The organism is Massilia sp. Root133, assembly GCF_001426525.1.
Lineage (GTDB): Bacteria > Pseudomonadota > Gammaproteobacteria > Burkholderiales > Burkholderiaceae_D > Telluria > Telluria orientalis.
Window position 1 is genome coordinate 70737 of the sequence record NZ_LMEW01000005.1, and the last position, 23992, is coordinate 94728.

23 protein-coding genes are annotated in these 23992 nt (G+C 67.4%); all 23 read left to right on the top strand.

Going from position 1 to position 23992, the window contains the following annotated elements:
* The 23 genes from ASD28_RS05875 to ASD28_RS05985 all read left to right on the top strand — a co-directional run bounded on the left by ASD28_RS05875 (position 1) and on the right by ASD28_RS05985 (position 23991).
* Complete coding sequence (locus tag ASD28_RS05875) at positions 1-621, top strand: NAD(P)H-dependent oxidoreductase (protein WP_082577489.1); 621 nt, start codon at positions 1-3, stop codon at positions 619-621.
* 46 nt (positions 622-667) lie between these two features.
* Complete coding sequence (locus ASD28_RS05880) at positions 668-1270, top strand: gluconate 2-dehydrogenase subunit 3 family protein (RefSeq protein ID WP_160408038.1); 603 nt, start codon at positions 668-670, stop codon at positions 1268-1270.
* Positions 1271-1289: 19 nt separating this feature from the next.
* Positions 1290-2984 (top strand): GMC oxidoreductase, encoded by a 1695-nt coding sequence (locus ASD28_RS05885; protein WP_056125302.1) that lies wholly within the window; start codon positions 1290-1292, stop codon positions 2982-2984.
* 49 nt (positions 2985-3033) lie between these two features.
* Positions 3034-3681: a TetR/AcrR family transcriptional regulator gene (locus ASD28_RS05890; RefSeq protein WP_056125304.1), complete on the top strand. Its 648-nt coding sequence runs from the start codon at positions 3034-3036 to the stop codon at positions 3679-3681.
* Positions 3682-3745: 64 nt separating this feature from the next.
* Positions 3746-4690 (top strand): sugar phosphate isomerase/epimerase, encoded by a 945-nt coding sequence (locus tag ASD28_RS05895; RefSeq protein WP_229412219.1) that lies wholly within the window; start codon positions 3746-3748, stop codon positions 4688-4690.
* Positions 4691-4703: 13 nt separating this feature from the next.
* Complete coding sequence (locus ASD28_RS05900) at positions 4704-5672, top strand: sugar phosphate isomerase/epimerase (RefSeq protein ID WP_056125307.1); 969 nt, start codon at positions 4704-4706, stop codon at positions 5670-5672.
* Positions 5673-5693: 21 nt separating this feature from the next.
* The gene (locus ASD28_RS05905) at positions 5694-6914 is read left to right on the top strand and encodes an MFS transporter (RefSeq protein WP_082577491.1); all 1221 of its coding nucleotides are present in this window, start codon (positions 5694-5696) and stop codon (positions 6912-6914) included.
* A 19-nt stretch (positions 6915-6933) separates the two neighbouring features.
* On the top strand, positions 6934-7704 hold the full coding sequence (locus tag ASD28_RS05910) for a TIM barrel protein (RefSeq protein WP_082577492.1): 771 nt from the start codon (positions 6934-6936) through the stop codon (positions 7702-7704).
* Between the two features lie 19 nt (positions 7705-7723).
* Positions 7724-8635: a LysR family transcriptional regulator gene (locus ASD28_RS05915; RefSeq protein WP_056125313.1), complete on the top strand. Its 912-nt coding sequence runs from the start codon at positions 7724-7726 to the stop codon at positions 8633-8635.
* Between the two features lie 19 nt (positions 8636-8654).
* A complete protein-coding gene (locus ASD28_RS05920; RefSeq protein ID WP_056125315.1) occupies positions 8655-10100 on the top strand; it encodes an MFS transporter in 1446 nt (481 codons plus the stop codon).
* Between the two features lie 168 nt (positions 10101-10268).
* Positions 10269-11477, top strand: a complete 1209-nt coding sequence (locus tag ASD28_RS05925) for an MFS transporter (RefSeq protein WP_056125316.1) — start codon at positions 10269-10271, stop codon at positions 11475-11477.
* A gap of 37 nt (positions 11478-11514) precedes the next feature.
* Positions 11515-12504, top strand: coding sequence for a sugar phosphate isomerase/epimerase (locus tag ASD28_RS05930; protein ID WP_056125319.1), 990 nt, complete (start codon positions 11515-11517; stop codon positions 12502-12504).
* Between the two features lie 10 nt (positions 12505-12514).
* A complete protein-coding gene (locus ASD28_RS05935; RefSeq protein WP_056125321.1) occupies positions 12515-12889 on the top strand; it encodes a DUF6379 domain-containing protein in 375 nt (124 codons plus the stop codon).
* Between the two features lie 9 nt (positions 12890-12898).
* On the top strand, positions 12899-13969 hold the full coding sequence (locus ASD28_RS05940; protein WP_056125323.1) for a sugar phosphate isomerase/epimerase: 1071 nt from the start codon (positions 12899-12901) through the stop codon (positions 13967-13969).
* The gene (locus ASD28_RS05945; RefSeq protein WP_056125325.1) at positions 13966-15102 is read left to right on the top strand and encodes a Gfo/Idh/MocA family protein; all 1137 of its coding nucleotides are present in this window, start codon (positions 13966-13968) and stop codon (positions 15100-15102) included. The genes ASD28_RS05940 and ASD28_RS05945 overlap by 4 nt, the downstream gene beginning before the upstream one ends.
* Positions 15103-15341: 239 nt before the next feature.
* Positions 15342-17576, top strand: coding sequence for a TonB-dependent receptor (locus ASD28_RS05950; RefSeq protein WP_056125328.1), 2235 nt, complete (start codon positions 15342-15344; stop codon positions 17574-17576).
* A 17-nt stretch (positions 17577-17593) separates the two neighbouring features.
* Positions 17594-18754, top strand: a complete 1161-nt coding sequence (locus ASD28_RS05955) for a S9 family peptidase (protein WP_056125329.1) — start codon at positions 17594-17596, stop codon at positions 18752-18754.
* 25 nt (positions 18755-18779) lie between these two features.
* Positions 18780-19757 carry a VOC family protein gene (locus ASD28_RS05960; protein ID WP_056125331.1) on the top strand — a complete coding sequence of 326 codons (978 nt, stop codon included), beginning with the start codon at positions 18780-18782 and terminating at the stop codon, positions 19755-19757.
* Positions 19744-20088, top strand: coding sequence for a Rieske (2Fe-2S) protein (locus ASD28_RS05965; protein ID WP_056125334.1), 345 nt, complete (start codon positions 19744-19746; stop codon positions 20086-20088). Before ASD28_RS05960 ends, ASD28_RS05965 begins: the two co-directional genes overlap by 14 nt.
* A gap of 1 nt (position 20089) precedes the next feature.
* Positions 20090-21220, top strand: coding sequence for an FAD-dependent oxidoreductase (locus tag ASD28_RS05970; RefSeq protein WP_056125336.1), 1131 nt, complete (start codon positions 20090-20092; stop codon positions 21218-21220).
* A gap of 9 nt (positions 21221-21229) precedes the next feature.
* On the top strand, positions 21230-22042 hold the full coding sequence (locus tag ASD28_RS05975; protein ID WP_056125338.1) for a cyclase family protein: 813 nt from the start codon (positions 21230-21232) through the stop codon (positions 22040-22042).
* A gap of 10 nt (positions 22043-22052) precedes the next feature.
* Positions 22053-23057: a fumarylacetoacetate hydrolase family protein gene (locus ASD28_RS05980; RefSeq protein WP_056125339.1), complete on the top strand. Its 1005-nt coding sequence runs from the start codon at positions 22053-22055 to the stop codon at positions 23055-23057.
* Positions 23050-23991: a TIM barrel protein gene (locus ASD28_RS05985; RefSeq protein ID WP_056125340.1), complete on the top strand. Its 942-nt coding sequence runs from the start codon at positions 23050-23052 to the stop codon at positions 23989-23991. Before ASD28_RS05980 ends, ASD28_RS05985 begins: the two co-directional genes overlap by 8 nt.
* Position 23992 lies beyond the last annotated feature (1 nt).

Genomic DNA, 23992 nt, shown 5'->3' on the forward strand with positions numbered 1-23992 from the left:
ATGAATGCCATCGATACCCATTTCGCCGACCGTCCGTTCATCGTCGGCATCGGCGGCACGACCCGCCCGGGCTCCAGCACCGAGAGCGCGCTGCGCACGGCGCTGCAGTATGCCGAAGACCTGGGCGCGGACACGCAGCTGTTCGGCGGCGAGGCCCTCAGCACGCTCGACGTGTTTTCGCCCGAAGTACGCGAGCGCAGCCCGGCGCAGCGCGCCATCGTCGACGCCGTGCGCCGCGCGGACGCCGTCATCTTCGCCTCGCCGGGCTACCACGGCGGCGTGTCCGGCCTCGTCAAGAACGCCATCGACCTGCTGGAAGACCTGCGCGCCGACGAGCGCGTGTACCTGGACGGCATGCCGGTCGGCTGCATCGTCACGGCGGCCGGCTGGCAGGGTTGCAACACGACGCTCGGTGCGATGCGCTCGATCGTGCACGCGCTGCGCGGCTGGCCGACGCCGCTGGGTGTGACACTGAACACGGCCGGCGTCAAGCTGTTCGACGCGCAGGGGCAGTGCCTGGATGCCCAGGTCGCGGCGAGCCTGAAGGTGCTGGCGGAGCAGGTCGTGAACCCGGCCAGTGCGTTTGCCCGAGGTAATAAAAAATCAGAATTATTGTTATAAAACCTGTGCTATGCTGGCTAAAAAAACGATACACGCGGAGACAAGCATGAACATTCACATGACCCGCCGGGCCGCGCTGGGCGCGCTGCTGGCCGGCGTCGCCACGGCGGGCGCCTGGACCAGCGTCTCGGCCGCGGCCGCGCTGCAAGGCGCCGGCGCGAGCGCGGCGCGCACGGCCGGCCTCACCAGGTCCGAACTGAAGATCCTGACGGTGGCGGCAGACGTCATCGTGCCCGTGACCGACACCCCGGGCGCCGTCGCGGCCGGCGTGCCGCACTTCATCGACGCGCTGGCGAAGCACTGGATGAATGCGGACGAGCTGGCGCAATTCCGCGCCGGTCTCGCAGACCTCGACAAGCGCGCGCACCAGCGCTACCAGCGCGGCTTCGCCGCCTGCACGCCAGCGCAGGCCACGGCGATCCTGCAAGACCTGCGCACATCGAGCCCGTACGAAGGCCGCACGTTCGAACTGGCGGCCCGCATCGAAGACCCGAAGGCGCCGTTCTACCTGCGCCTGCGCGACCTGGTCGTCTACGGCTACTTCACATCGGAGATCGGCAGCACGAAGGAACTGCGCTACGTCGCGGTGCCGGGCCGCTTCGACGGCGACGTCGACGTCAAGACCTGGCCGTACCAGAACGTCATCTGAATCGCGCGAAAGGACAACCATGAATCAAACGACCGAATTCGACGCGATCGTGATCGGCTCCGGCATTACCGGCGGCTGGGCGGCGAAGGAACTCACCGAGAAGGGTTTGAAGGTACTCATTCTGGAACGCGGCAAGCCGCTCGAACACCAGAAGGGCTACGTGCACGAATTCACGCCGCCGTGGCAGGCACCCGAACAGGGCTTGCCGGACCGCGAACTGGACGCACGCGAATACGAAATCCAGAGCAAGATCGAGCGCGGCGCGTTCAGCTGGGCCAACCGCCAGTACTGGATCAACGACCGCCAGAACCCGTACGAACAGGTGAAGCCGTTCCGCTGGCACCGCACCGACGTGCTGGGCGGCCGCTCGCTGACGTGGGGCCGCCAGTCCTATCGCTGGGGCCCGGACGACTTCCTGCAGAACCAGCGCGACGGGCATGGCAACGACTGGCCGATCCGCTACGCCGACCTCGAACCGTGGTACACGCACGTGGAAAAATTCATCGGCGTGAGCGGCGCGCCGGAAGGGCTGGAAAACTTCCCGGACGGGCACTACCTGCCGCCGTTCGAGATGACGGCGCTGGAAAAACACCTCAAGCGCACCGTCGAATCGAAGTGGACGGACCGGCGCGTGACGATCGGCCGCGTGGCCAACCTGACGGAAGCGCTGGATGGCCGCGGCCCGTGCCAGCGCCGCGCCATCTGCAACCGCGGCTGCTCGTTTGGCGCGTATTTCAGTTCGCTCAGTTCCACGCTGCCGGCCGCGCAGAAGACCGGTCTCCTCACGATCCGCACGGACAGTGTCGTGGAAGCGATCGACGTCGATCCGCAGACGAAGAAGGCCACCGGCGTGCGCGTCATCGATGCGAAGTCCGGCGAGCGCCTGCGCTTTGGCGCGAAGGTGATCTTCCTGAATGCGTCGACGTACGGCACGCTGCAGATCCTGCTGCAATCGAAGAGCGCGCTGCACCCGAACGGCATCGGCAACCACAGCGACGTGCTGGGGCGCTACCTCGTCGACCATGCGGGCGTGGGCGCGTTCGCCGAGATCCCCGGCTTCGACGACCGCAACTACAGCGGCCGCCGTCCGACGGGCATCCTCGTGCCGCGTTTCCGTAACGTCGGCCGCCAGGACGCGGACGCCGATTTCACGCGCGGCTACGGCTACCAGGGCGGCGCCATGCGCGACGACTGGACGAATACGGCGGCGCAGACGGACGGCTTTGGCGCGGAGATGAAGCACCAGATCGCGCGGCCGGGCAAGTGGATCGCCTTCCTCGGCGCGTTCTGCGAACAGCTGCCGCAGAAAGACAACCGCGTCGTACTGAACGAGAACAAGCGGGGCGGTTTCGGCCTGCCGCAACTGAGCTTCGACGTGGCGTACGGCGAGAACGAACGCCGCATGAAGCTGGACGCGGCCAAACAGGCGGAGCAGATGCTCGTCGCCGCGGGCGCGAAGCACGTCGTGACGATTCCCGTGCGTGCGATTCCAGGCGTCTCCATCCACGAGATGGGCGGCGCGCGCATGGGCCGCGATCCGGCGGAATCCGTGCTGAACGCGCACAACCAGGTGCACGGCGTACCGAACCTGTTCGTCACCGATGGTGCCGCGATGGCATCGTCCGGCACGGTGAACCCGTCGCTGACGTACATGGCGCTGACGGCGCGCGCGGCGGATTACGCCGTCGCCCAACTGAAGGCGGGCGCGCTGTGATTTCGGCTAGAATCCGCCTTTACCTTCACTGACCACGACGACGACATCCATGGAGAGCGCAACCGCCCACGCCCGGGCGCCCAAGCAGGGCCGCAGCCGGCAATCGTTCGACCGCATCATCGAGGCGACCATCGACCTGCTGCGCGAACGGTCTTACGACCAGATCACGCTGGCCGAGATCTGCCAGCTGGCCGGCGTGTCCACCGGCGCGCTGTACGGCCGCGTGACCGGCAAGGACGAGCTGCTGCGCGCCGTGCAGGTGCGCTTTTTCGAACGCCTGGACCAGGCGTTCACGGAGGAGGCGCAACGCATCGCGGCGCAGGCGCACGGCCTCGCGCAGGTCGTGCCGGCCGTCGTGGCGGGCCTCGGCAACCTGCTGAAGGAAAACGCCAGCGTGCTGCGCTCGTTCATGCTGCGCGGCGCGGCGGATGAAGTCATCGGCGCGGCGGGCAAGAAGTCCGCGTACGAGAACCACGCCAAGTTCAGCCGCCTCGTGGAAGCGTGCAAGGCCGAGATCCGTCATCCGAATCCGGCGCGCGCGATCGAGGCGAGCATGCTGCTGATCTATGCGACCCAGGCCCGGTTCCTCGGCCTGGACAGCTTCGGCGGCAAGGGGGAGGCGCGCGGTTGGGAAGAACTGCTGGAAGACCTGAGCGACATGATGCTGGCGTACCTGCTGTTCGTGCCGGGGCGCTGAACATAGGCGGCTTGTTGCCGCCGATTTTTTGAACTCGAACATAACCAGAATTACGATTATAAATATGACGACCAATAAACTCCGCTGGGCCTACATGGACCACTGGCGCATCGATACGCCGCAGGGCCAGCTGTCGCAATACACGTCCGTGCAGCGTTTCGACGATTTCCTGAAGCAGGTCGCCGCGCTCGGCTTCGAGGCGATCGAGACCTTCGACTTTCACCTCGGCCCGCTGCGCGAACTGTTCGGCAGCCTGGAAAACGCGCGCGCCTTCATGCAGTCGCGCGGCATCGACAGGGTTCTGAGCCTGTTCCACGCCGTGATGTACGACGAGCGCCAGAGCGCGCCGCACGTGCGCTCCACGCACGACCACATCGTCAACTACGCCGAATACATCATGCGTTCCAGCCAGGGCCTGGGCGTGGAAAACTTCATCGTGATGCCGGCAGGGCTGTACTACGACGTGGAACCGGTCACGGACGACAAGATCCGCGCCTGCGCCGAGCTGTGGAACCGCGTCGGCGAAATGACGCAGAAATACGGTGTCAAGACGTGCTGCCACCACGAGTTCTTCTGCGGGATCCGCACGGCGGAGCAGCTGCGCAAATTCTACGAATGGACCGATCCGCGCTACGTGTTCTTCTACTGCGACACGGCGCAACATGTGATCGCCGGCGTCGACCCCGTCGACCTGTATCTGAAACTGGCGGACCGCTGCGGCGGCTTCCACATGAAGGACACCTTGCACGTCGACCTGACGGGCGACTACCGCCGCAAGCCCGACGCCGAGGTGATGGCGCCGACGACGCCGCGCTGGTTCCACGAGATGGGCGTGCCGGGCGGCCTCGTCGACTTCCCCGCGCTGATGGCGGCGATGAAGGACCGCGGTTACGAAGGCTGGGTCGGCGTGGAGCACGACAAGGCCGACGTCGGCGGCGGCAACTACCCGGAAAGCACCGCGTTGTCCGCCTGGTACATCCAGCACGTCCTGAAAAAAATCTACGCCTGACCGGAAGACCAGCATGCACAAACAGATCAAATGGGGCTATGCCCTGAACCAGTGGAAGGCCGGCTTCACGAGCTTCGCGCGCCTGGAAGAAATCGAACGCGCCTTCAAGGTGACGGCCGCCTGCGGTTTCGATGCCGTGGAATTGAACGCGGGCAGCGGCCGCTGGGACCCGATCGGGCGCCCGGAAAACATCGCGATCAACTTTGGCTCCGCCGACCACTTCCGCCTGAAGCTGAAGGACTGGGGCATCCAGCGCGTGGCCAGTACGTTCTTCGATCCGACCGTGATGAGCTTCGAGGAGCTGCATTTCGGCCTGATGAGCACCCAGCCGGCCGACCACCCGCGCATCCTCGCGCAGGCCCGCATCCACGCGGAATTCCTGGCCGGGCTGAAAGGCGACTGCATCGTCGTGCGGCCGTTTCCGTCCTGGTGGAAGGAGGGCGGCCTCACGCCCGAGCGCATCGCGGCGGCGGCCGATTGCTGGAACGCGGTCGGTGCGATGACGGCGGCGCTGGGCCTGAAAACGGTGCTGCACGTGGACGCCCTGTCGGCGCTGCGCACGGCCGAGGAAATGGAGCGCCTGATGTCCCTGTGCGACGCGGACAACGTGGGCCTGTGCTTCGACACGGCCGAACTGGCGATCGCGGGCCACGACGTCGTCGCGCTGTACCGCCGCTTCCACGAGCGCGTGTGGCACTTCCAGTTCAAGGATGCGCTGGCGGTCGACACGCTCGACGAGTACAAGCTGCAGAACGCCGAGCGCGCGCTGGTCGCGGCCGGCGGCGAGCGGGGCATCCAGCGCTGGTTCGGCGAAATGGGGACGGGTCTCGTCGATTTCCCGGCGCTGCTCGCCGCCATGCGCGAGCTGGGCTACGCCGGCTGGATCATCGTCGAAAGCGACAAAGGGCCCGCGCCGATCGCGACGGGGATGATGCTCAACAGCTGGTACCGGCAGCACGTACTGGACCGCCGCGCCGACTGACCTTTTTCAGGATAGATCGCCATGCATCCCACTTCCATGTCGACACCGGCCGTGACACCGTTCGCAGCGGCGCCGCGCCGCCACGGCGGCCTTGCGCAGGGCATCGCGCTGATGGCCATCGTGAACATGCCGTCGCTGGCCCTGTCCGCGCTGGTGCCCGGCCTGCCGCAGTTGTTCCAGCAGTTTTCGAACGTGCCTCACTTCCAGCTGCTCGTCCCGATGATCATCACGGTGCCGTCGCTGTGCGTGGCGCTGACCTCGGGCTTCACCGGCATGCTGGCGGACCGCTTCGGGCGCCGCAACCTGCTGCTCGCGGCGTTGTTCGCGTTCGCGCTGCTGGGCCTCGCGCCGCTGCTGTTCGACAGCCTGCTGCTGATCGTCGCGAGCAGGGTGATCGTCGGCGTGGCGGAAGCCGCGATCCTCACGGTCGGCAATGCGCTGATGGGCGACTACTTCGAGGGCGCGCAGCGCGAGAAGTGGCTCGGCTACCAGAACATGCTGTCGCCGCTGATCGGCTCATCGATCATCCTGGCGGGCGGCATGCTGGCGGGCGTGCACTGGCGCTATCCGTTCCTGCTGTACCTGATCGGCTTCGCCGTGTTCGCGCTGGCGTGGTTCGTGTGCTGGGAGCCCGAGCGCGACCGCACGGCCAACGGCGCCCAGGCCGTGGCGGCCTTCCCGTGGCGTTCGACCCTGCTCGTGTGCGGCGTCACGGTGCTGTTCTCGATGGTGTTCTTCGTGCAGGCCGTGCAGCACGGGCGCATCTTCGGCGACATGGGCGTCGCGTCGCCGGAACGCATCAGCGTGCTCGTGACCATCGCGAGCCTCGGCACGATCCTGGGCGGCTACCTGTTCAAGCGCCTCGGCGGCGTGTCCGTCACCTTGCGCCTCGCGGCCAGCATGGCGCTGTACGGCGCGTGCTACGTCGGTGTGGCGTGGGCTCCGAATGCGACGGTCGGCCTGCCGCTCGACGCGCTGGGCCAGGTGGGCGGCGGCCTGCTGCTGCCGGCGCTGATCGCCTGGGCGCTCACGCACTACCGCTACGAACACCGCGGCCGCGGCATGGGCCTGTGGGGCGGTTCGTTCTTCCTGGGGCAATTCCTCAGCGCGCCGCTGCTGACGCTGATCCAGGGCGCGGCCGGCACCTTCCTGGCCAGCGTCGCCGCCATCGGCGTCGTCTGCCTGTGCACGGCCGTCGCCCTGGCGGTGACCGGACTCGCAGCGCGGCGCGCCGCTTCCTGACTTTTTACGAAAGATTGATATGACCTTTGCAGCCTGTATCGAATGGATGTTCACGAACGGGAACGACGACCTCGCGTCGCGCATCCGCGCCGCGCACGCGGCCGGCGTGCCGGGCGTGGAATTCCACCTGTGGCGCGAGAAGGACCTGGACGCGATCGAACGCGCCCTCGATGACACCGGCGTGAGCCTCGTGAGCTTTTGCGTGGAGCCCCGCTGCAGCCTCGTCGGCCCGGCCGACCACGACAAGGTGCTGGCCGCCATCGCCGACGCGATCCCCGTCGCGCAGCGCTTCTCCGGCGCCGGTATGGTCGTGGCGTCGGGCTTCACGCGGCCGGATGTGCCGGAGCAGGCGCAATTCGACGCCGCCGTGAGCGTCTTGCGCCGCGCGGCGGAGATGGCCCACGCAGCGGGTACCGTGGTGTGGCTGGAACCCGTGTACATGCTGCTGCACGGCCAGCGCATGTTCGTGGACACCATCGGCCGCGGCCTGGACATCGTCGCGGCCGTCGACAGCCCGGGCCTGCGCCTGCTGGCCGACGTCTATCACGCGGCGCAGACGAACGAGGACATGGCGGAAGCAATCGGGGACCGCATGCGCTACGTCGCGCACGTGCAGGTGGCCGATACGCCGGGCCGCCACGAGCCGGGCACCGGCACGATCGCCTGGCCGGCAGTGATGGACGTGCTGCGCGCGAAAGGCTACGACGGCCTGGTCGGCCTGGAATACTTCCCGAGCGTGGACGATGCCGGATCGCTGGCGCTGACCCGGCGCGCGCTGGGCCTGGCGTAACGACGGCGGATGGTGCGCGATGCGATTCAATAAACTGGACCTGAACCTGCTGGTCGTGCTGAACGCGCTCCTCACCGAGTGCAACATCAGCCGCGCGGCGGAAAAGATCTACCTGAGCCAGTCGGCGACGAGCAGTGCGCTCGCGCGCCTGCGCGACTACTTCAACGACGAGCTGCTCGTCAGTTCCGGGCGCCAGCTCGTGCTGACGCCGCGCGCGAAGGAGCTGGTCGAGCCGGTACGCGAAGTCCTCATGCGCATCGACAGCACCATCGCCACGCAGCCGCAGTTCGATCCGGCCACGGAAACGCGCACGTTCACGATCCTCGTGTCCGACTACACGATGGCCGTGCTGGTCCCGCCGTTGCTGGAGGCGTTGTACCGCCAGGCGCCGGGCGTGCGCGTGAGCCTGCGCCACCAGTACGACCGCCAGCCGGCCGACGTGCTGGAGCAGGGCGACGCCGACTTCCTTGTCATCCCGTCGCAATACCTCGCGAAGGAGCACCCGTCCGCCGTGCTGTTCGAGGAAGACTACCTGTGCGTGACGTGGGAGGGCCACAGCCGCATCCAGGACAAGCTCACGTTCGACGATTACCTGTCGTGCGGCCACGTGATTCCCACGTTCGCGAGCGCCAATCCGTTGCCGACCCTGGACGGCTGGTTCATCGAGAGCTACGACGTCAAGCGCCGCGTGGAAGTGACGGCGCCGACGATGACGGGGCTGCCGTCGCTCGTCGTCGGCACCGACCGCATCGCCACCGTGCACCGCCGTATCGCCCTGCGCGCGCAGGAGGCCCTGCCGATCCGGGTGTGGGAACCGCCGCCGCGCATTCCCCGCCTCGTGCAATCGCTGCAATGGCACCGCCACCGCAACAACGACCCGGCCATCCGCTGGCTGCGCGACCTGTTCGTCGACGTCGCCCGCGGCGTCTGACCTCACCGACTATCGAAAAATGAATGAAGCCGTTTCCAGTGCGGAGGGCAGCGCGCACCATGCCGCCGCCTCGTATAGCCACCGCCGCCGCACGCTGGCGCTGATCGCCGTCGCCCTCGCGTTCGTGATCGACCTGCTCGACACGACCATCGTCAACGTCGCCGTCCCGTCCATCGGCGCCACCCTGCACGCGCCCAAGGCGGCGCTGGAATGGATCGTCGCCGGGTATGCGACGGCGTTCGCCGTGCTGCTGATCGTCGGCGGCCGGCTCGGCGACAGCCACGGCTACCGCCGCATGTTCCTGGCCGGGATCGCCGCGTTCACGGCGACGTCCGTCGCGTGCGGCCTCGCGCCGGATACCCTGAGCCTGCAGGTCGCGCGCCTGCTGCAGGGCGCCAGCGCCGCGTTGATGGTCCCGCAGGTGATGGCGCTCGTGCAGGTGATGTATCCGCCCGAGGAGCGCTACAAGGTCTACACCGTGTTCGGCTTCCTGGGCGGCTTCTCGGCCGCGCTGGGTCCCATCGTCGGCGGCCTGCTGATCGACGCCGACTGGCTCGGCCTCGGCTGGCGCCTCACGTTCCTCATCAACCTGCCGCTGGGCCTCGTCAGCCTCGTCGCCGGCGCGCTGTTGCTGCCGCCGGGCCGCGGCGTGCACCCGGTCGCGGTCGACCTGCGCGGCGCCGCTCTCTCCGTCGTCGTGCTGTTCGCGTTGCTGACGCCCCTGATCGAGGGGCCATCCCGCGACTGGCCGGCGGCGCTGGTGCTGATGCTGCTGGCTGCCGTGCCGCTGGGCTGGATCACGTGGCGTCACCTGCTGAAGCGCCAGGCGCGCCACGGCGACGCGCTCGTCGACCCCGCGCTGTTCCGGCTCCGCAAGGTGAGCCTCGGGCTGCTGTGCACCCTGTGCGTGAACCCGATCATGCCGGGCTACCTGCTCGTGATGACGTTCGCGCTGCAGACGGGCAGGGGGCTGACAGCCGCGCAGATGGCGTACGCCTGCGCCCCGATCGCGTTCGGCGCGATGACCGGCATCACCTTGCTGGGGCCGCGGCTGAACCGGCGCATCGGCGTACGTACGCTGCTCGCGGGGATCGCGGTGTCGGCGGCAAGCCTCGTCCTGTGCGCGTTCGCGCTGGACGGCGCGCTGTCCTGGCCGCTGCTGCTGGCGGCGCAGTACGGCATGGGCATCGGCCTGGGCCTGTGCGGACCGCAGCTGTCGTTCGCCACGTTGCGCGACGTGCCCGTCGCGTCGGCCGGCGTGGCGGCCGGGCTGCTGACGACCGTGCAGCAGGTGGCGGCGGCGTTCGGCGTGGCGCTGGCGGGGCTCGTGTTTTTCCACGGGCTGGATACGACGGCGACGGGAGGCTACCAGCGTGCCTATCTGCACGTGTTGCCGCTGCTGCTCGGTCTCCTGGCCGTCGGCGCACTGGGCGCGGGCCGGCTCGTGAAGGCGATGCGGGCCTAGCCGGCCGCGTATCCACGCTGTCGATAGCAGCTATCCAAACAATCACCCAACACCCGCAATTTTTCGCTTGGGGAAACGAAAAGAAGTCGATATCATAATTCTGGTTCTATTTCCTGCACAAGACAGGATGCGGCGGCAAAGCCGCAGCCAATGACAAGGAGACACGCGATGCGCAACACCCTTTCCCAACCACGCCAGGCCGACTGGCGCCAGGGCTGGATCCTCGTGATCTCCGGCTTCCTGCCCGTGATGGCGATCATCGCCCTCGCACCCACGCTTCCCACGCTGCTGGGCCACTTCCGGGACGTCCCGAACGCCGCGCTGATGGTCCCGCTGCTGATCACCGCCCCCAGCGCCTGCATCGCCCTGTTCGCGCCCGGCGCCGGCGTCATCGCGGACCGCTTCGGCCGCCGCCCGCTGCTGCTGTGGTCCATGGCGTTCTACGGCGCCGGCGGCCTGGTGCCGTTCTTCATCGATAACTTCTGGGCCGTCGTCGCGGGCCGCTTCGTGATCGGCTTCGGCGAAGCGGGCGTACTGACGGTCGTGAACACGCTACTGGCCGACTATTTCGAGGAGAAGGCGCGCCACCGCTGGCTGATGATCCAGGGCGTCGTCGGCTCGGTGCTCGGCACCGTCACCATCGCGAGCTCGGGCTTCCTCGCCGCGCAGGGCTGGCAATACCCGTTCCTCGTGTACGGCGTCGCGATCCCGATCCTGCTCGCCAGCCTCGCGTTCCTGTTCGAGCCCGAACCCCGCCGCAGGCAGGCGCACACCGCGCAGGCCGCGACGACGCGGTTCCCGTACGCCGTCGCGCTGACGGTCTGCGGCGTCACCGTCCTGCTGTCGACGATCTACTATGTCCAGGTCATCAACTTCTCCGTGCTGCTGAAGGACCTGGGCGTCAGCGATCCGAAGTCGATCGGCCTGTCGATGGCGCTGCCGAGCATCGGCGTGCCGCTGGGCGCGATCCTGTTCAAGATGACGACGCGCTACGGCGCCGGCACGCAGATTTTCCTCGTATTCCTCGGCTATGCGATCGGACTTTCGGGCATCGGCCTCGCGCCGGACTACAAGGTGGCGCTGGCCTTCGCGTTCGTCCAGCAACTGGCCAATGGCCTGATCGTGCCGGCGCTGATCGCCTGGGCCCAGAGCAAATTCTCGTTCGAGCACCGCGGCCGCGGCATGGGCTGGTGGGCGAGCTCGTTCTTCGTCGCGCAATTCCTGTCGCCGGCCGTCGTCAACGTGATGCGCGCCGCCGTCGGCAGCCTGCAGGTCGCCTTCCTGGCGTTCGGCCTGATCGCGGCGGCGTGCGCCGCCGGCGCCTGCCTGCTCCATTACCGTGCGGCCCGCGCCGCCCGCCCGCAACCGGGCATGTAAGACCCACCGATTTTTACGCCAGCAACCGAGGACCCCCATGACCACCCAGCATCGCATCAAGCGAGGCGTCTCGCTGTACAGCTACCAGTACGAGACCTTCCTGCGCACGATGACCCTCGACGACTGCATCGCCCACGCCGCCGGCCTCGGCGCGCGCGGCATCGAAGTCGTCAGCGAACAATCCTTCACCGGCTTCCCGAACGTCCCGGACGAGCAGGTCGCCGCCTGGTTCGCCTCGCTCGACCGCCACAACGCGTACGCCCAGTGCCACGACATGTTCATGGACATCAAGCTGTACAAGGACCGCCGCCTGAACTTCGACGAGATGGTCGCGTCGCTGGAGCGCGACCTGCATTTCGCCAAGCGCATCGGCTGCCCGACCGTGCGCATCATCGTGAACACGCCGCCGGAAGTCGTCGTCGCGTGCGTGCCGCTGGCGGAAAAGCTCGACATCCGCATGGGCATCGAAGTCCACTCGCCGTTCCACTTCGACCACCCGTGGATCCTGCGCTACACCGAGATCACGCGCGCCACCGGGTCGAACCACGTGGGCTATGTGCCGGACATGGGCATGTACATCAAACACTACCCGCCCGTCTTCCGCGACCGCTTCCTGCGCATGGGCGCCACGCCGAAGATCGTCGAGTTCATCCTGCAGGCGCACGAAGCGCGCGTGCTGCCGGACTACGTGATCATGGACGTACGCAAACTGGGCGGCAATCCCGTCGACCTGCAGATGGCCGAGACGCTGCGCCACAACATCTGGAGCAACCCGCGCCGCATGCTGGAGTTCATGCCATGGATCTTCCACATCCACGCCAAGTTCTACGAGATCGACGAGACGGGCAAGGAACCTGCGATCCCATACGAGGAAATCATTCCCGTGCTGATCGAGGGCGGCTACGACGGCCACCTGTCCAGCGAATACGAGGGCCAGCGTCACATCGAGGACGCATTTCAAGTAGATGGGTGCGCGCAGGTGCGGCGCCAGCAAGAGATGTTCAAGCGCCTGTTGGGCGAACAATAAGGAGCATGGCATGTACGACAAACACATCATCTATCCGGATTCGCTGCGCAACGACGGGGACGCCGGCTGGCGCGTCGGCGTGCGCCTGCCTTACTACCGCGGCCAGGTCCTGTCGGCCGTGGAAGACATCGCGCTGACCGTGGACGGCGAGAAGGTGCCGCGCGACGACGTGCGCTTCACGGTGCGCGGCAGGACGTGGACCCTGGACGAACTGGAGACGACCTACGACGAGCGCTGGGAATTCGGCGAAGTGGCCGACGTCTCCGTGCCCGGGCGCAGCGTCGCGCCCGGCAAGCACACCGTCACGGCCGCCGTGCAGCTGCGCATCTCGTACCTGCCGTGGAGCCCCGTGACGTCCTGCACGACCGAACTCGCTGTCGATTAAGGAGGCGTCATGGCCACGACGATCAAGGGACCCGCGATCTTCCTCGCCCAATTCGCGGGCGACACAGCGCCGTTCAACGACTGGAAGGCGATCACGCGCTGGGCCGGCAGCCTCGGTTACCAGGGCGTGCAGGTGCCGTCGAACGACCGCCGCCTGTTCGACCTGGCCCGCGCGGCGGAAAGTAAAACGTATTGCGACGAGATCGCCGGCATCGCGGCGGAAAGCGGCGTCGCGATCACGGAACTGAGCACGCATCTGCAGGGCCAGCTGGTCGCCGTGCACCCTGCCTACGACGAAGCGTTCGACGGCTTCGCGCCGCCCGAGCTGCGCGGCAACCCGGCGGCGCGCCAGCGCTGGGCCGTCGAGCAGATGCTGCTGGCGGCGAAGGCGTCCGCGAACCTGGGCCTGACGGCGTCGATCAGCTTTTCCGGATCGCTCGCGTGGCCGTTCGTGTACCCTTGGCCGCAGCGTCCCGCGGGCCTGATCGAGACGGCGTTCGACGAACTGGCGCGCCGCTGGCGCCCGATCCTCGACGGCTACGACGACGCGGGCGTCGACCTCGCGTTCGAGCTGCATCCCGGCGAGGACCTGTTCGATGGCGCCACGTTCGAGATGCTGCTCGAACGCGTCGACTACCACCCGCGCCTGAACATCGCCTACGATCCGTCGCATTTTCTGCTGCAACAGCTGGACTACCTGGGCTTCATCGACCGCTACCGCGACCGCATCAAGGTCGTGCACGTGAAGGATGCCGAGTTCCGTCCCGATGCGCGCCAGGGCGTCTACTCCGGCTACCAGCCGTGGGCCGACCGCGCGGGCCGTTTCCGCTCGCTGGGCGACGGCCAGGTCGATTTCAAGGCCATCTTCAGCAAGCTGGCGCAGTACGATTTCCCCGGCTGGGCCGTGCTGGAATGGGAATGCTGCCTGAAGCATCCGGAGCAGGGCGCGGAAGAGGGGGCGCGCTTCATCCGCGACCACATCATCCGGGTGACGGACAAGGCGTTCGACGATTTCGCGGGCAGCGCCGGCGACGCCGAACGCAATGCGCGTCTGCTGGGCATCGCGGGAGGTGCGCGATGATCCGCCTGGGCATGGTCGGCGGCGGCGAGGGCGCGTTCATCGGCGCCGTGCACCGCCACGCGGCAGCGCTCGACCATCGGTACCGGCTCGTGGCCGGCGCGTTCTCGTCGAATGCGGACACGTCGCGCCGTTCGGGCGCCGCGCTCGGACTCGATCCGGACCGCGTCCATGCCGACTATGCGGACATGGCGCGGGCGGAAGCGGCGCGCGACGACGGCATCGAGGTCGTCAGCATCGTCACGCCGAACCACATGCATGCGCCGGTGGCGCGGGCGTTCCTGGAAGCGGGCATCCACGTCATCTGCGACAAGCCGGTGACGACCAACAGCGACGATGCGCGTGCATTGCAGGCGCTGGCGGCGGAAAAGGGCCTGATCTTCGCCGTCACGCACAACTATTCGGCGTACCCGATGGTGCGCCAGGCCCGCGCGATGGTGCAGGTGGGCCAGCTGGGCGACATCCGCGTCGTGCAGGTGGAGTACGCCCAGGACTGGCTGGCGGAACCGCTGGAACAGACGGGCCAGAAGCAGGCCGCGTGGCGCACCGACCCGGCGCGCGCGGGCGGCGGTGCGATCGGCGACATCGGTTCGCACGCGTGGCACCTGGCCGATACGATCGTCGGCCAGCCGCTGGAATCCCTGTGTGCGCAACTGAACACCTTCGTCCCTGGCCGCGCCATCGACGACGACGTGCAGGTGATGCTGCGCTACGCCGGCGGCGCGCGCGGCATGCTGTGGGCCAGCCAGGTTGCGCCGGGCCACGCCAACGATCTGCGGATCCGCGTGTTCGGCAGCCGCGGCGGCATCGAATGGCGCCAGCAGCAGCCCAATGAACTCCTGTACACGCCGCTGGGCGAGCCGACCCGCATCCTCGAACGCAACGGCCCCGGCACCCATCCCGCCGCGCGCCGCCTGAGCCGCGTACCCGCCGGCCACACGGAAGGCTATATCGACGCGTTCGCGGCGCTGTACACGGAAGTGGCGCGGCACCTGCTGGCCCGTCGTGACGGAAGCGATCCGGGCGAAGCCTGGTTCCCGACCATCGCCGACGGCCTGCGCGGCGTCCTGTTCATCGAAACGGTGCAGGCGTCGTCGTGCGAAGGCGGGGCCTGGGTCCCGCTGCCGGCGCACTGATATCCATGTTGTGAAGCGAATCCGACCGGGCATGCGCGACGCGCCCGGCGGGTTCGCTCGTCCCGACGGTTCGTCCCGCACCGTCGCGGCGTCGATGCAGCAAGGACCCGATATCCATGCCATCGATAGCTCGAATCCAAATTATCGGATTGGGAAAACGGCCGGAAACACATACCATTTTTCGCATGACATCAGCCCACGGCAGCCCACAGAACTGCCGGATTAATTGGAGACACATAATGAAAAGCCCCACGCTGTCCGTCCTCGCGCAATCCCTGTTCGCGGCAGGTTACCTGTCCGCCGCAAGCGCCGCCCTGGCGCAGACGGATGCACCGAAAACCGACGCCGCACCCACGGTGAAGTCGAAAGGGATCACCGAAGTGATCATCACGGCGCAAAAGGTCGCGCAGCCGGCCAGCAAGACGCCGATCGCGCTGTCCGTGATGTCCGGCGAAGACCTGAAGGACGCCGGCGTCACCGATGCCCGTTCGATGGCCGAGATGCTGCCGAACGTCGAGATCTCGAAGGAGAGCGGCATGCTGCAGGTGGCGATCCGCGGCGTCACGAGCCTGGACATGACGGAGAAGGGCGACCCGTCCGCCGCCTTCCACATCGACGGCGCCTACGTGCCGCGCTACGAAGCGCAGACGGCCGCGTTCTTCGACCTGGACCGCATCGAAGTGCTGCGCGGTCCGCAAGGCACCCTGTACGGCCGCAACGCGACGGCCGGCGCCATCAACCTGATCACGAACAAGCCGACCAACAAGCTGGAAGGCAGCGTCAGCGTCGACATCGGCAACTACAACACGCGCCGCCTCGACGGCATGATCAACGTGCCGATCAACGGCATGTGGGCGCTGCGCGCCGCCGTCAACGCGCAAAAGCACGACACCTACCTGAACCCGGGCCCGAACAGGGTGCCGCTGGAGAGCCAGGACGACAAATCGGCCCGCATCCACCTGCTCGGCAAATTCAGCGCCGATACGAGCCTGCTGCTGACGGCGGAATCGAGCAAGATCCAGGGCGCTCCGCCGGCGCCGGTACCGAACACGAACTTCTTCACGGGCACGATGGTCGAGAATCTCCCGTTCTCGCCCCCGGGCACCGGCAACAACATCGAGCACCCGGTGTACGTCGATCGCGGCTCCGACACGCAGCGCACGGCCTCCGCGCTGTTCAAGCAGGATGCGAACGCGCACCGCGACAACCGCGCCGATTCGTTCCGCGGCGAATTCAAGACGCGCGTCGGCACGGTCGACATGACGTACCAGCTGGCCAGCATGAACCTGTACCTCGACCAGGTCAACAACGGCATCTACTTCGGTTTCCCGTTCACCAACCCGTTGTCGGGCAACAGCCATGCGATCTCGCACGAACTGCGCTTCAACTCGACGGGCACCGGTCCGCTGCGCTGGGTCGCCGGGTTGTACTACTTCGACGAGACGATCGAGCGCAACGCCAGCTTCAACACGTTCATCACGGCGCCGTTCGGCAGCTTCACGGTCACGCAACCGTTCGACTCCGTCATCACGAACAACTCGAAAGCGGCGTTCGGCCAGCTGACGTACGACCTGCGACCGGACACCCGCCTGACCCTGGGCCTGCGCGGCACCCGCGACCGCAAGACGGGCGAGGATCCGCTGGGGGGCGCCGCGGCGAACCCGGGCTCCACGTTCAGCGACCAGGCTTACACGGCCGACGTGAGCTTCCGGAATACGAGCTGGAAGATCGGCCTCGATCATGACCTGATGCGCAACGTGATGGTGTACGCGAACGTGTCGACGGGCTACAAGGCGGGCGGCTTCAACAGCGCCAAGGCCGCGGGTTCGTACAAGCCGGAGACGCTGCGCGCCTACGAGGCGGGCGTGAAGGGTCGCTTCTTCGACAACACGCTGCAGGTCGCCGCCAACGTCTTCCACTACGACTACAAGGACCAGCAGCTGACGACGACGTCGTGCCGCACCAACGACCCGAGCACCTGCGATTCGTACACGGTGAACGCGGCGAACTCGAAGGTCGACGGTGTCGAACTGGAAGGCAAGGTCCGCGTCGGCGACGACGGCGAACTGCGCGGCTCGTTGTCGCTCACGGATGCGCAGTTCAAGAACTACAAGCCGTCCGCCACGGTCGACTACTCGGGCCAGCATCTTGACCGTGCGCCGATCTCCACCGCGAACCTCGCGTACACGCACCACTTCGCGGTCGCGAACGGCGGCGAGGTGGCGGCCACCGTCGGGACGCACTTCATGGGCGCCTACCTGATCAGCGACCTGCACGCGAACGTGCGCTACCGCCAGCCGGCCACGCATAAGTCGGACGCGTCGGTCACCTGGACGGACGGCGGCGGCCACTGGACGGTGCAGGGCTATGTCCGCAACATCGAGGACACGATCAAGATCGAGAGCCGGGTGCCAGGCGGCTTCTTCATCAGCGATCCGCGTACCTACGGCGTGCGTGTCGGCTACAACTTCTGATTTCACGGGTACCGAGCATGTTCAAGTATTTCCCCACCAACTACGTCTGGAACCTCTCGGTCGATCTCGCGATCGAGATGGGTGCCCGGATCGGCGAGATCGAAGCGATGTGCGCGCCGCTGCAGGAGGCGGCGAAGCAGCCCGACGCCGCCGGCACGAAGGCCTTCCGCGAGACCTGGTCGCAGATGGCCGACAAGCTGTGCGGCCTGGCCGAAGAGGACGAGGCGCGCGGCCGCCTGATCTCCGCCGGCGACAAGTACAACCGCGCCGCGATCTACCTGCTCACGGCGGAACGCCTGCAGGCGCATGGCGCGCCGGGCCGGATCGAACTGTATCGACGGTTCCTCGACGTCTTTGCCCGCGGCGTCAAGCTGTCGGGCGAGAACTGCGAGCGGGTCGAGATCCCGTACGGCGACGCGCACATCGCCGGCCTGTACGTGCGGGCCGAGGGCGTGGAGGGGCCGGCACCGATCCTCGTCCAGGTCAACGGCCTCGATTCGACCAAGGAGATGAAGTACCGGGTCGGCCTGCCGGCGTGGCTGGCGAAGCGCGGCGTGTCCTCGCTCGTCATCGACCAGCCGGGCACCGGCGAGGCGCTGCGCCTGCACGGCATGCATGCGGTGTACGACAGTGAGCGCTGGGCGAGCAAGGTCGTCGACTGGCTCGAAACGCGGGCCGATATCGATCCGAAGCGCATCGGCGTGGAAGGCGTGTCGCTGGGCGGCTACTACTGCCCGCGCGCCGTCGCGTTCGAGCCGCGTTTCGCCATGGGTGTCGTGTGGGGCGCGAGCCACGACTGGCGCGACGTGCAAAAGAAGCGCCTCGCGAAAGAGGGCAGCTTCCCTGTGCCGCACTACTGGGAGCACGTGCGCTGGGTGTGGGGCGCGAAGGACATGGTCGAATTCATGCGGATTGCGGAACACGTCCACCTGGACGGCATCCTGGACCGCATCAAGGTGCCGTTCCTCGTCACGCACGGCCAGAAGGATTCCCAGATCCCGCTGCAATGGGCCGAGCGCACGTACGAGCAGCTCGTCAACAGCCCGAAGCGCGAACTGAAGGTGTTCACGGAACGCGAAGGCGGCGTGCAGCACTCCAGCTTCGACAACTCGGCCAATGCCGGCGCCTACATCGCCGACTGGGTGGCCGAAACCCTGGGCGGCCGCACCGCCCTCTGAACCACGACAAGACAGAGAGAATCACATGAACATCATCGGACCCGACGCGCTGGTCTTCGGCGTGGACGACGTCGCCGCATGCGCGCAATACCTTATCGATTACGGCCTGGAACCGGTCGATGTCGACGATAAAGGCGGCCGCTTCGAAGCGCTGGATGGCACCGCGATCGTCATCAGGCACAAGGACGATGCCACGCTGGCCGCAGGCCTCGGTACCGCGAGCATGTTGCGCAAGACGGTCTACGGCGTCGCCGATACGCAGGCGCTCGCCGCCATCACCGCGGAGCTGCAGCGAGACCGCGACGTGCGCACGCTCCCCGACGGCAGCCTGGAGACTGTCGACGACATGGGCTTCGTGCTCGGCTTCCAGGTGACCGTGCGCCGTCCGCTGGACCTTCCGGCGGAAGCCGTGAACGCGCCCGGCGCGCCGAACCGGCCCGTCAACCACACGGCCGTCGACGAGAACGCGCCGGCCCGGCCGCGCACCCTGTCGCACGTCGTCTACTTCGTGCCGGATGCGGCGAAGGCGGAGGCGTTCTACGTCGAGCGCCTGGGCTTTGCCTGCACCGACCGCCTGCTGGGCGCGGGACCGTTCCTGAAGCCCGCCGGCACGATTGATCATCACACGCTGTTCCTGATCCAGACGCCGCCGTTCATGAAGGGGTGCGAACACTTCACGTTCCACATGGGCGGCCCGACGGAAGTCCTGCAGGCCGGCACGCGCTTTGTGAACAAGGGCTACCAGTCGTTCTGGGGCCCGGGCCGCCACAAGATGGGCTCGAACTGGTTCTGGTACTTCAACAGTCCGCTCGGCTGCCACGTCGAGTACGACGCGGACATGGACCTGCACGACGACCGGTGGACGGCACGTGCGATCCCGATGAGCGCCGATGCGTCGCAGCTGTTCCTGTTCCAGCAGCGCGACAAATGGGCTCCGGGTGGGCCACCACCCGGAGCGGGCGGTCCGCCGCCCGGTGCGGCCGGTGCCGGTGAGCGGCACTGACGTGTTCCTGTGCCGGCTCGTGGACGTGCCGGACGGCGGGTCGCGCGGCTTCGATCCGGCGCGCACCGGCCAGGACACGGTAGTCGTGGTGCGCCGAGGCGAGCGTCTGTACGCCTGGCGCGACGCCTGCCCGCACCACGGCGGCACGCCGATGGCCTGGCGCAAGGACGCATACCTGAACGCCGCGCGCGACCGCATCGTGTGTGCGGCCCACGGCGCCCAGTTCGACATCGCGACGGGCATCTGCACGCTGGGGCCGTGCCTGGGACAGCGCCTGCAGCCGGTCGTCCTCGACGTCCGGGATAACGAGATCCACATACGGGAGACATGACATGGCAGCGCCAGTCAACAAGGTTCTGATCATCGGCGGCGGCTTTTCCGGCATGGCCGCCGCCATCGAATTGCGCAGGCGGGACATCGCCGTCGACCTGGCCGAGATCGACCCCGGCTGGCGCTCGTACGGCGCCGGCATCAGCCTGGGCGGCGCGACGATGCGCGCGCTCGTGCAACTGGGCGTCATCGACGAATTCCTCGCCGAGGGCGCGGCGTCCGACGGCGTCGAGATCCACATCCCGACCGGCCAGAAGGTTGCCGAACTGCCGACGCCGCGCCTCGCGGGCCCGGACGTCCCGGGCAACGGCGCGATCATGCGCCCGGTGCTGGCCCGCATCCTGGCCGACGCCACGCGCAAGTCCGGCGCGAACGTGCGCCTGGGCTGCACGTTCACCCGGATCGAGCAGGATGCAGGCGGGGTCGACGTCACGTTCACGGACGGCACCACGGGCCGCTACGACCTCGTGATCGGCGCCGACGGCCTGTATTCGAAAGTGCGCGAGACCGTGTTCCCGGATGCGCCGAAGCCGCGCTACAGCGGGCAGGGCGTCTGGCGCGCCGTGCTGCCGCGTCCCGCCGACATCAACGGCACGATGATGTGGCTCGGGCCGAAGATCAAGCCGGGCCTGAACCCGGTGTCCAAAGACGAGATGTATTTGTTCGTGACGGAAGACCGCGAGACGAACGACTACATCGACCCATCCGGATTCCTGGCGCGCGTAAAAGCGCTGCTGGCGCCTTTCCCCGACCCGCGCCTGCAGCGCGTGCGCGAGCAGCTGGACGAAGACTCGCAGATCATCTACCGCCCGCTGGAAAGCCTGCTGATGCCGAGCCCCTGGTACAAGGGCCGCGTCGTCCTGATCGGCGACACCGTGCACGCGACGACGCCGCACATGGCGTCCGGCGCCTGCATTGGCATCGAGGACGCGCTCGTGCTGGCCGACGAGCTGTCGAAAGCCGGCAGCATCGACCAGGCGCTGGACCGCTATCTGGCAAGGCGCTGGGAGCGCTGCCGCATGGTCGTGCAGAACTCGGGCCGCCTGGGCGAGATCGAGATCGCCGGCGGCGACAAGGAAGAACATGCCCGCATCATGCGCGCCACGCTGGGCGCGCTCGCGGCACCCATCTGAGGAGACACCATGACCCGCCAATTCATCGACCTGTCGATCTACCTGGAAAACGAAGTCCTGTCCGACCCGCCGCCGCTGGCGCCGAAGATCACCTACCAGAAGCACCAGGACACGCTGCACGAGTTCATGGCCATGATCCCCGGCACGACGCCGGCGGACTACCCGGACGGCGAGGCGGCCGCCGCCGAATGGGTCACGATGACGACGCACAGCGGCACCCACCTGGACGCCCCTTACCATTTTCATTCCACGATGGATGCGAAGACAGGGGAAAAGAAGAAGTCGATCACCATCGACGAGGTGCCGCTGGCATGGTGCTTCCAGCCCGGCGTGAAGCTGGATTTCCGCCATTTCCCGGACGGGTATGTCGCCACCGCGGCCGACGTGGAAGCAGAATTGCAGCGCATCGGCCACGACCTGCAGCCGCTGGACATCGTCATGGTCAACACGCGCGCGGGCAGCCGCTACGGCCACAACGACTATGTGTCGGCGGGCTGCGGCATGGGCTACGAAGCGACGATGTACCTGCTGGAGCGGGGCGTGCGACTCACCGGTACGGATGCGTGGAGCTGGGATGCGCCGTTCTCGTACACGGCGCAGAAGATCGCCGAGACGGGCGACGTGTCGCTGATCTGGGAAGGCCACAAGGCCGGCCGCGACATCGGGTACTGCCACCTTGAGAAGCTGCACAATCTGGAAGCCCTGCCGGGTCACGGTTTCTATGTGTCCTGTTTCCCGCACAAGGTCCGTGCTGGTTCGGCCGGGTGGACGCGCGCCGTGGCGATCGTCGACGACGCGCTGCTCGCGTTGCCGCGCGGTTGAGGGGGATGGAATGAAACTCGCCACCTACCGCGACGGCTCGCCGGACGGGCGCCTGATGGTCGTATCGCGCGACCTGCGCCGGGCCGTCGACGCGGGCACGATCGCGCCGAATCTCCTCATCGCGCTGGAACGCTGGGACAGCGCCGCGCAGACACTGCAACGCCTGTCCGACATGCTGAACGCGGACACGGCCACCGGCAGCGTCGACTTCGAACCGCAGCGCTGCATGGCCCCGCTGCCGCGCACCTTCCAGTGGTGCGACGCGTCCGCGTTCCTGAACCACGGCCGGTTGATGGAGCGCGCATTCAACACGCCGCCCATCCCTGATTTCGACACGGTGCCCGTGATGTACCAGGGCGCGTCCGACGATTTCCTCGGTCCGCACGAGGAGGTACCCCTGCCGGACGAGGCGCTCGGAATCGACTTCGAAGGCGAGTTCGGTGTCATCGTCGACAAGGTGCCGATGGGCGCGACGCCCGCGCAGGCGCTGGCGGCCGTGCGGCTCGTCGTGCAGCTGAACGACTGGAGCCTGCGCGCGCTGGGGCCGCGCGAAATGAAGAGCGGCTTCGGCTTCCTGCAGGCGAAGCCGTCGACGAGCTTCGCGCCCGTGGCCGTCACACCGGACGAGTTGGGTGGTGCCTGGTGCGATGGCCGCGTGCACCTGGACTTGCAGGTCGAATGGAACGGCGCACCGTTCGGGCACCCGAACGGCCGCGAGATGAATTTCGGCTTCGGCGAACTGGTCGCGCACGCGGCGCGCACGCGCAGGCTGGGCGCCGGCACGATCGTCGGCTCGGGCACCGTGTCGAATGCGGACCGCGCCGTGGGCTCGGCCTGCATCGCGGAGCGCCGCGTCATCGAGATCATCGATCACGGCGAGCCGCGCACGGGCTTCATGCGGTTCCTCGACCGCGTGCGCATGTGTGCGCGTAATGCAAACGGCGACGCGCCATTCGGCGCGATCGAACAGGCGGTGATACGCCAGGAATTCGATACGAGGAGATACGATGAATGACGTGACGTCCCGCCGCGGCTTTACGCTGTCGCTGGCGACGCTCGGGGCGGCGGCGGTGCTCGTGCCGCGCCCGGCGCGCGCCGCGCCGACCGGCTACCCGGCGTTTCCACCATTGCGGGGGCGCCTGCGCCAGGGACTGACCCCGCATTTGTTCGAGTCGACGATCGAAGACACGTGCCGTCTCGCGGTCGCCGTCGGGGCGCACGGGCTGGATTTCGCGAGCGACCCGGCCGATTGGCCGACGCTCAAGAAATACGGGTTGATCGTCTCGCTGTTGCGGGTTGATCACGGCGGCGGCACCTCGAAGCCGGGGAGACCGCCGGCCGGGCCGTCGGGCTGGAATGCAATCGGCACGCCGGATGCGAATGGCGCCTTCGAAGCCGCCGTGCACGAGCGTATCGATACGGCATCCGCGCATGGATTTCCGTCCATCATCCTGACTTGCGGCGAACGCGACAAGCTCGGCTACCAGGAGGGCAAGGTCAACGCCATCGCTTTCCTCGAACGCGTGCGCACGCACGCGGAGGCGCGCCGTGTCACGCTCGTGATCGAGAATATCAACAGCGGCCATCCCGGCGGTCCACCCGATCCGCCGGGGAGCATGTTCGATCACCTGGAGTGGGGGCTGGACGTGGTCACGCGGGTCAATTCGCCGCGCGTCAAGCTGCTCGTGGACCTCTATCATGCCCAACTCATGGATGGGAACATCACGAACTTCCTGCGCAAGAACATCGGCTGGATCGGACACTTCCATACGGGCGGGGTGCCGGGCCGGCACGAGATCGACGAGACGCAGGAGATTAACTACCGCTTCCTCGCGCGCACGATCGCGGAGCTGGGCTACGACGGCTTCGTCAGCCACGAATGGACGCCGGCGGCCGGCCGCGACAAGGTCGCCAGCATCCGCAAGTGCCTGGAGATCGTCGACGTCTGAA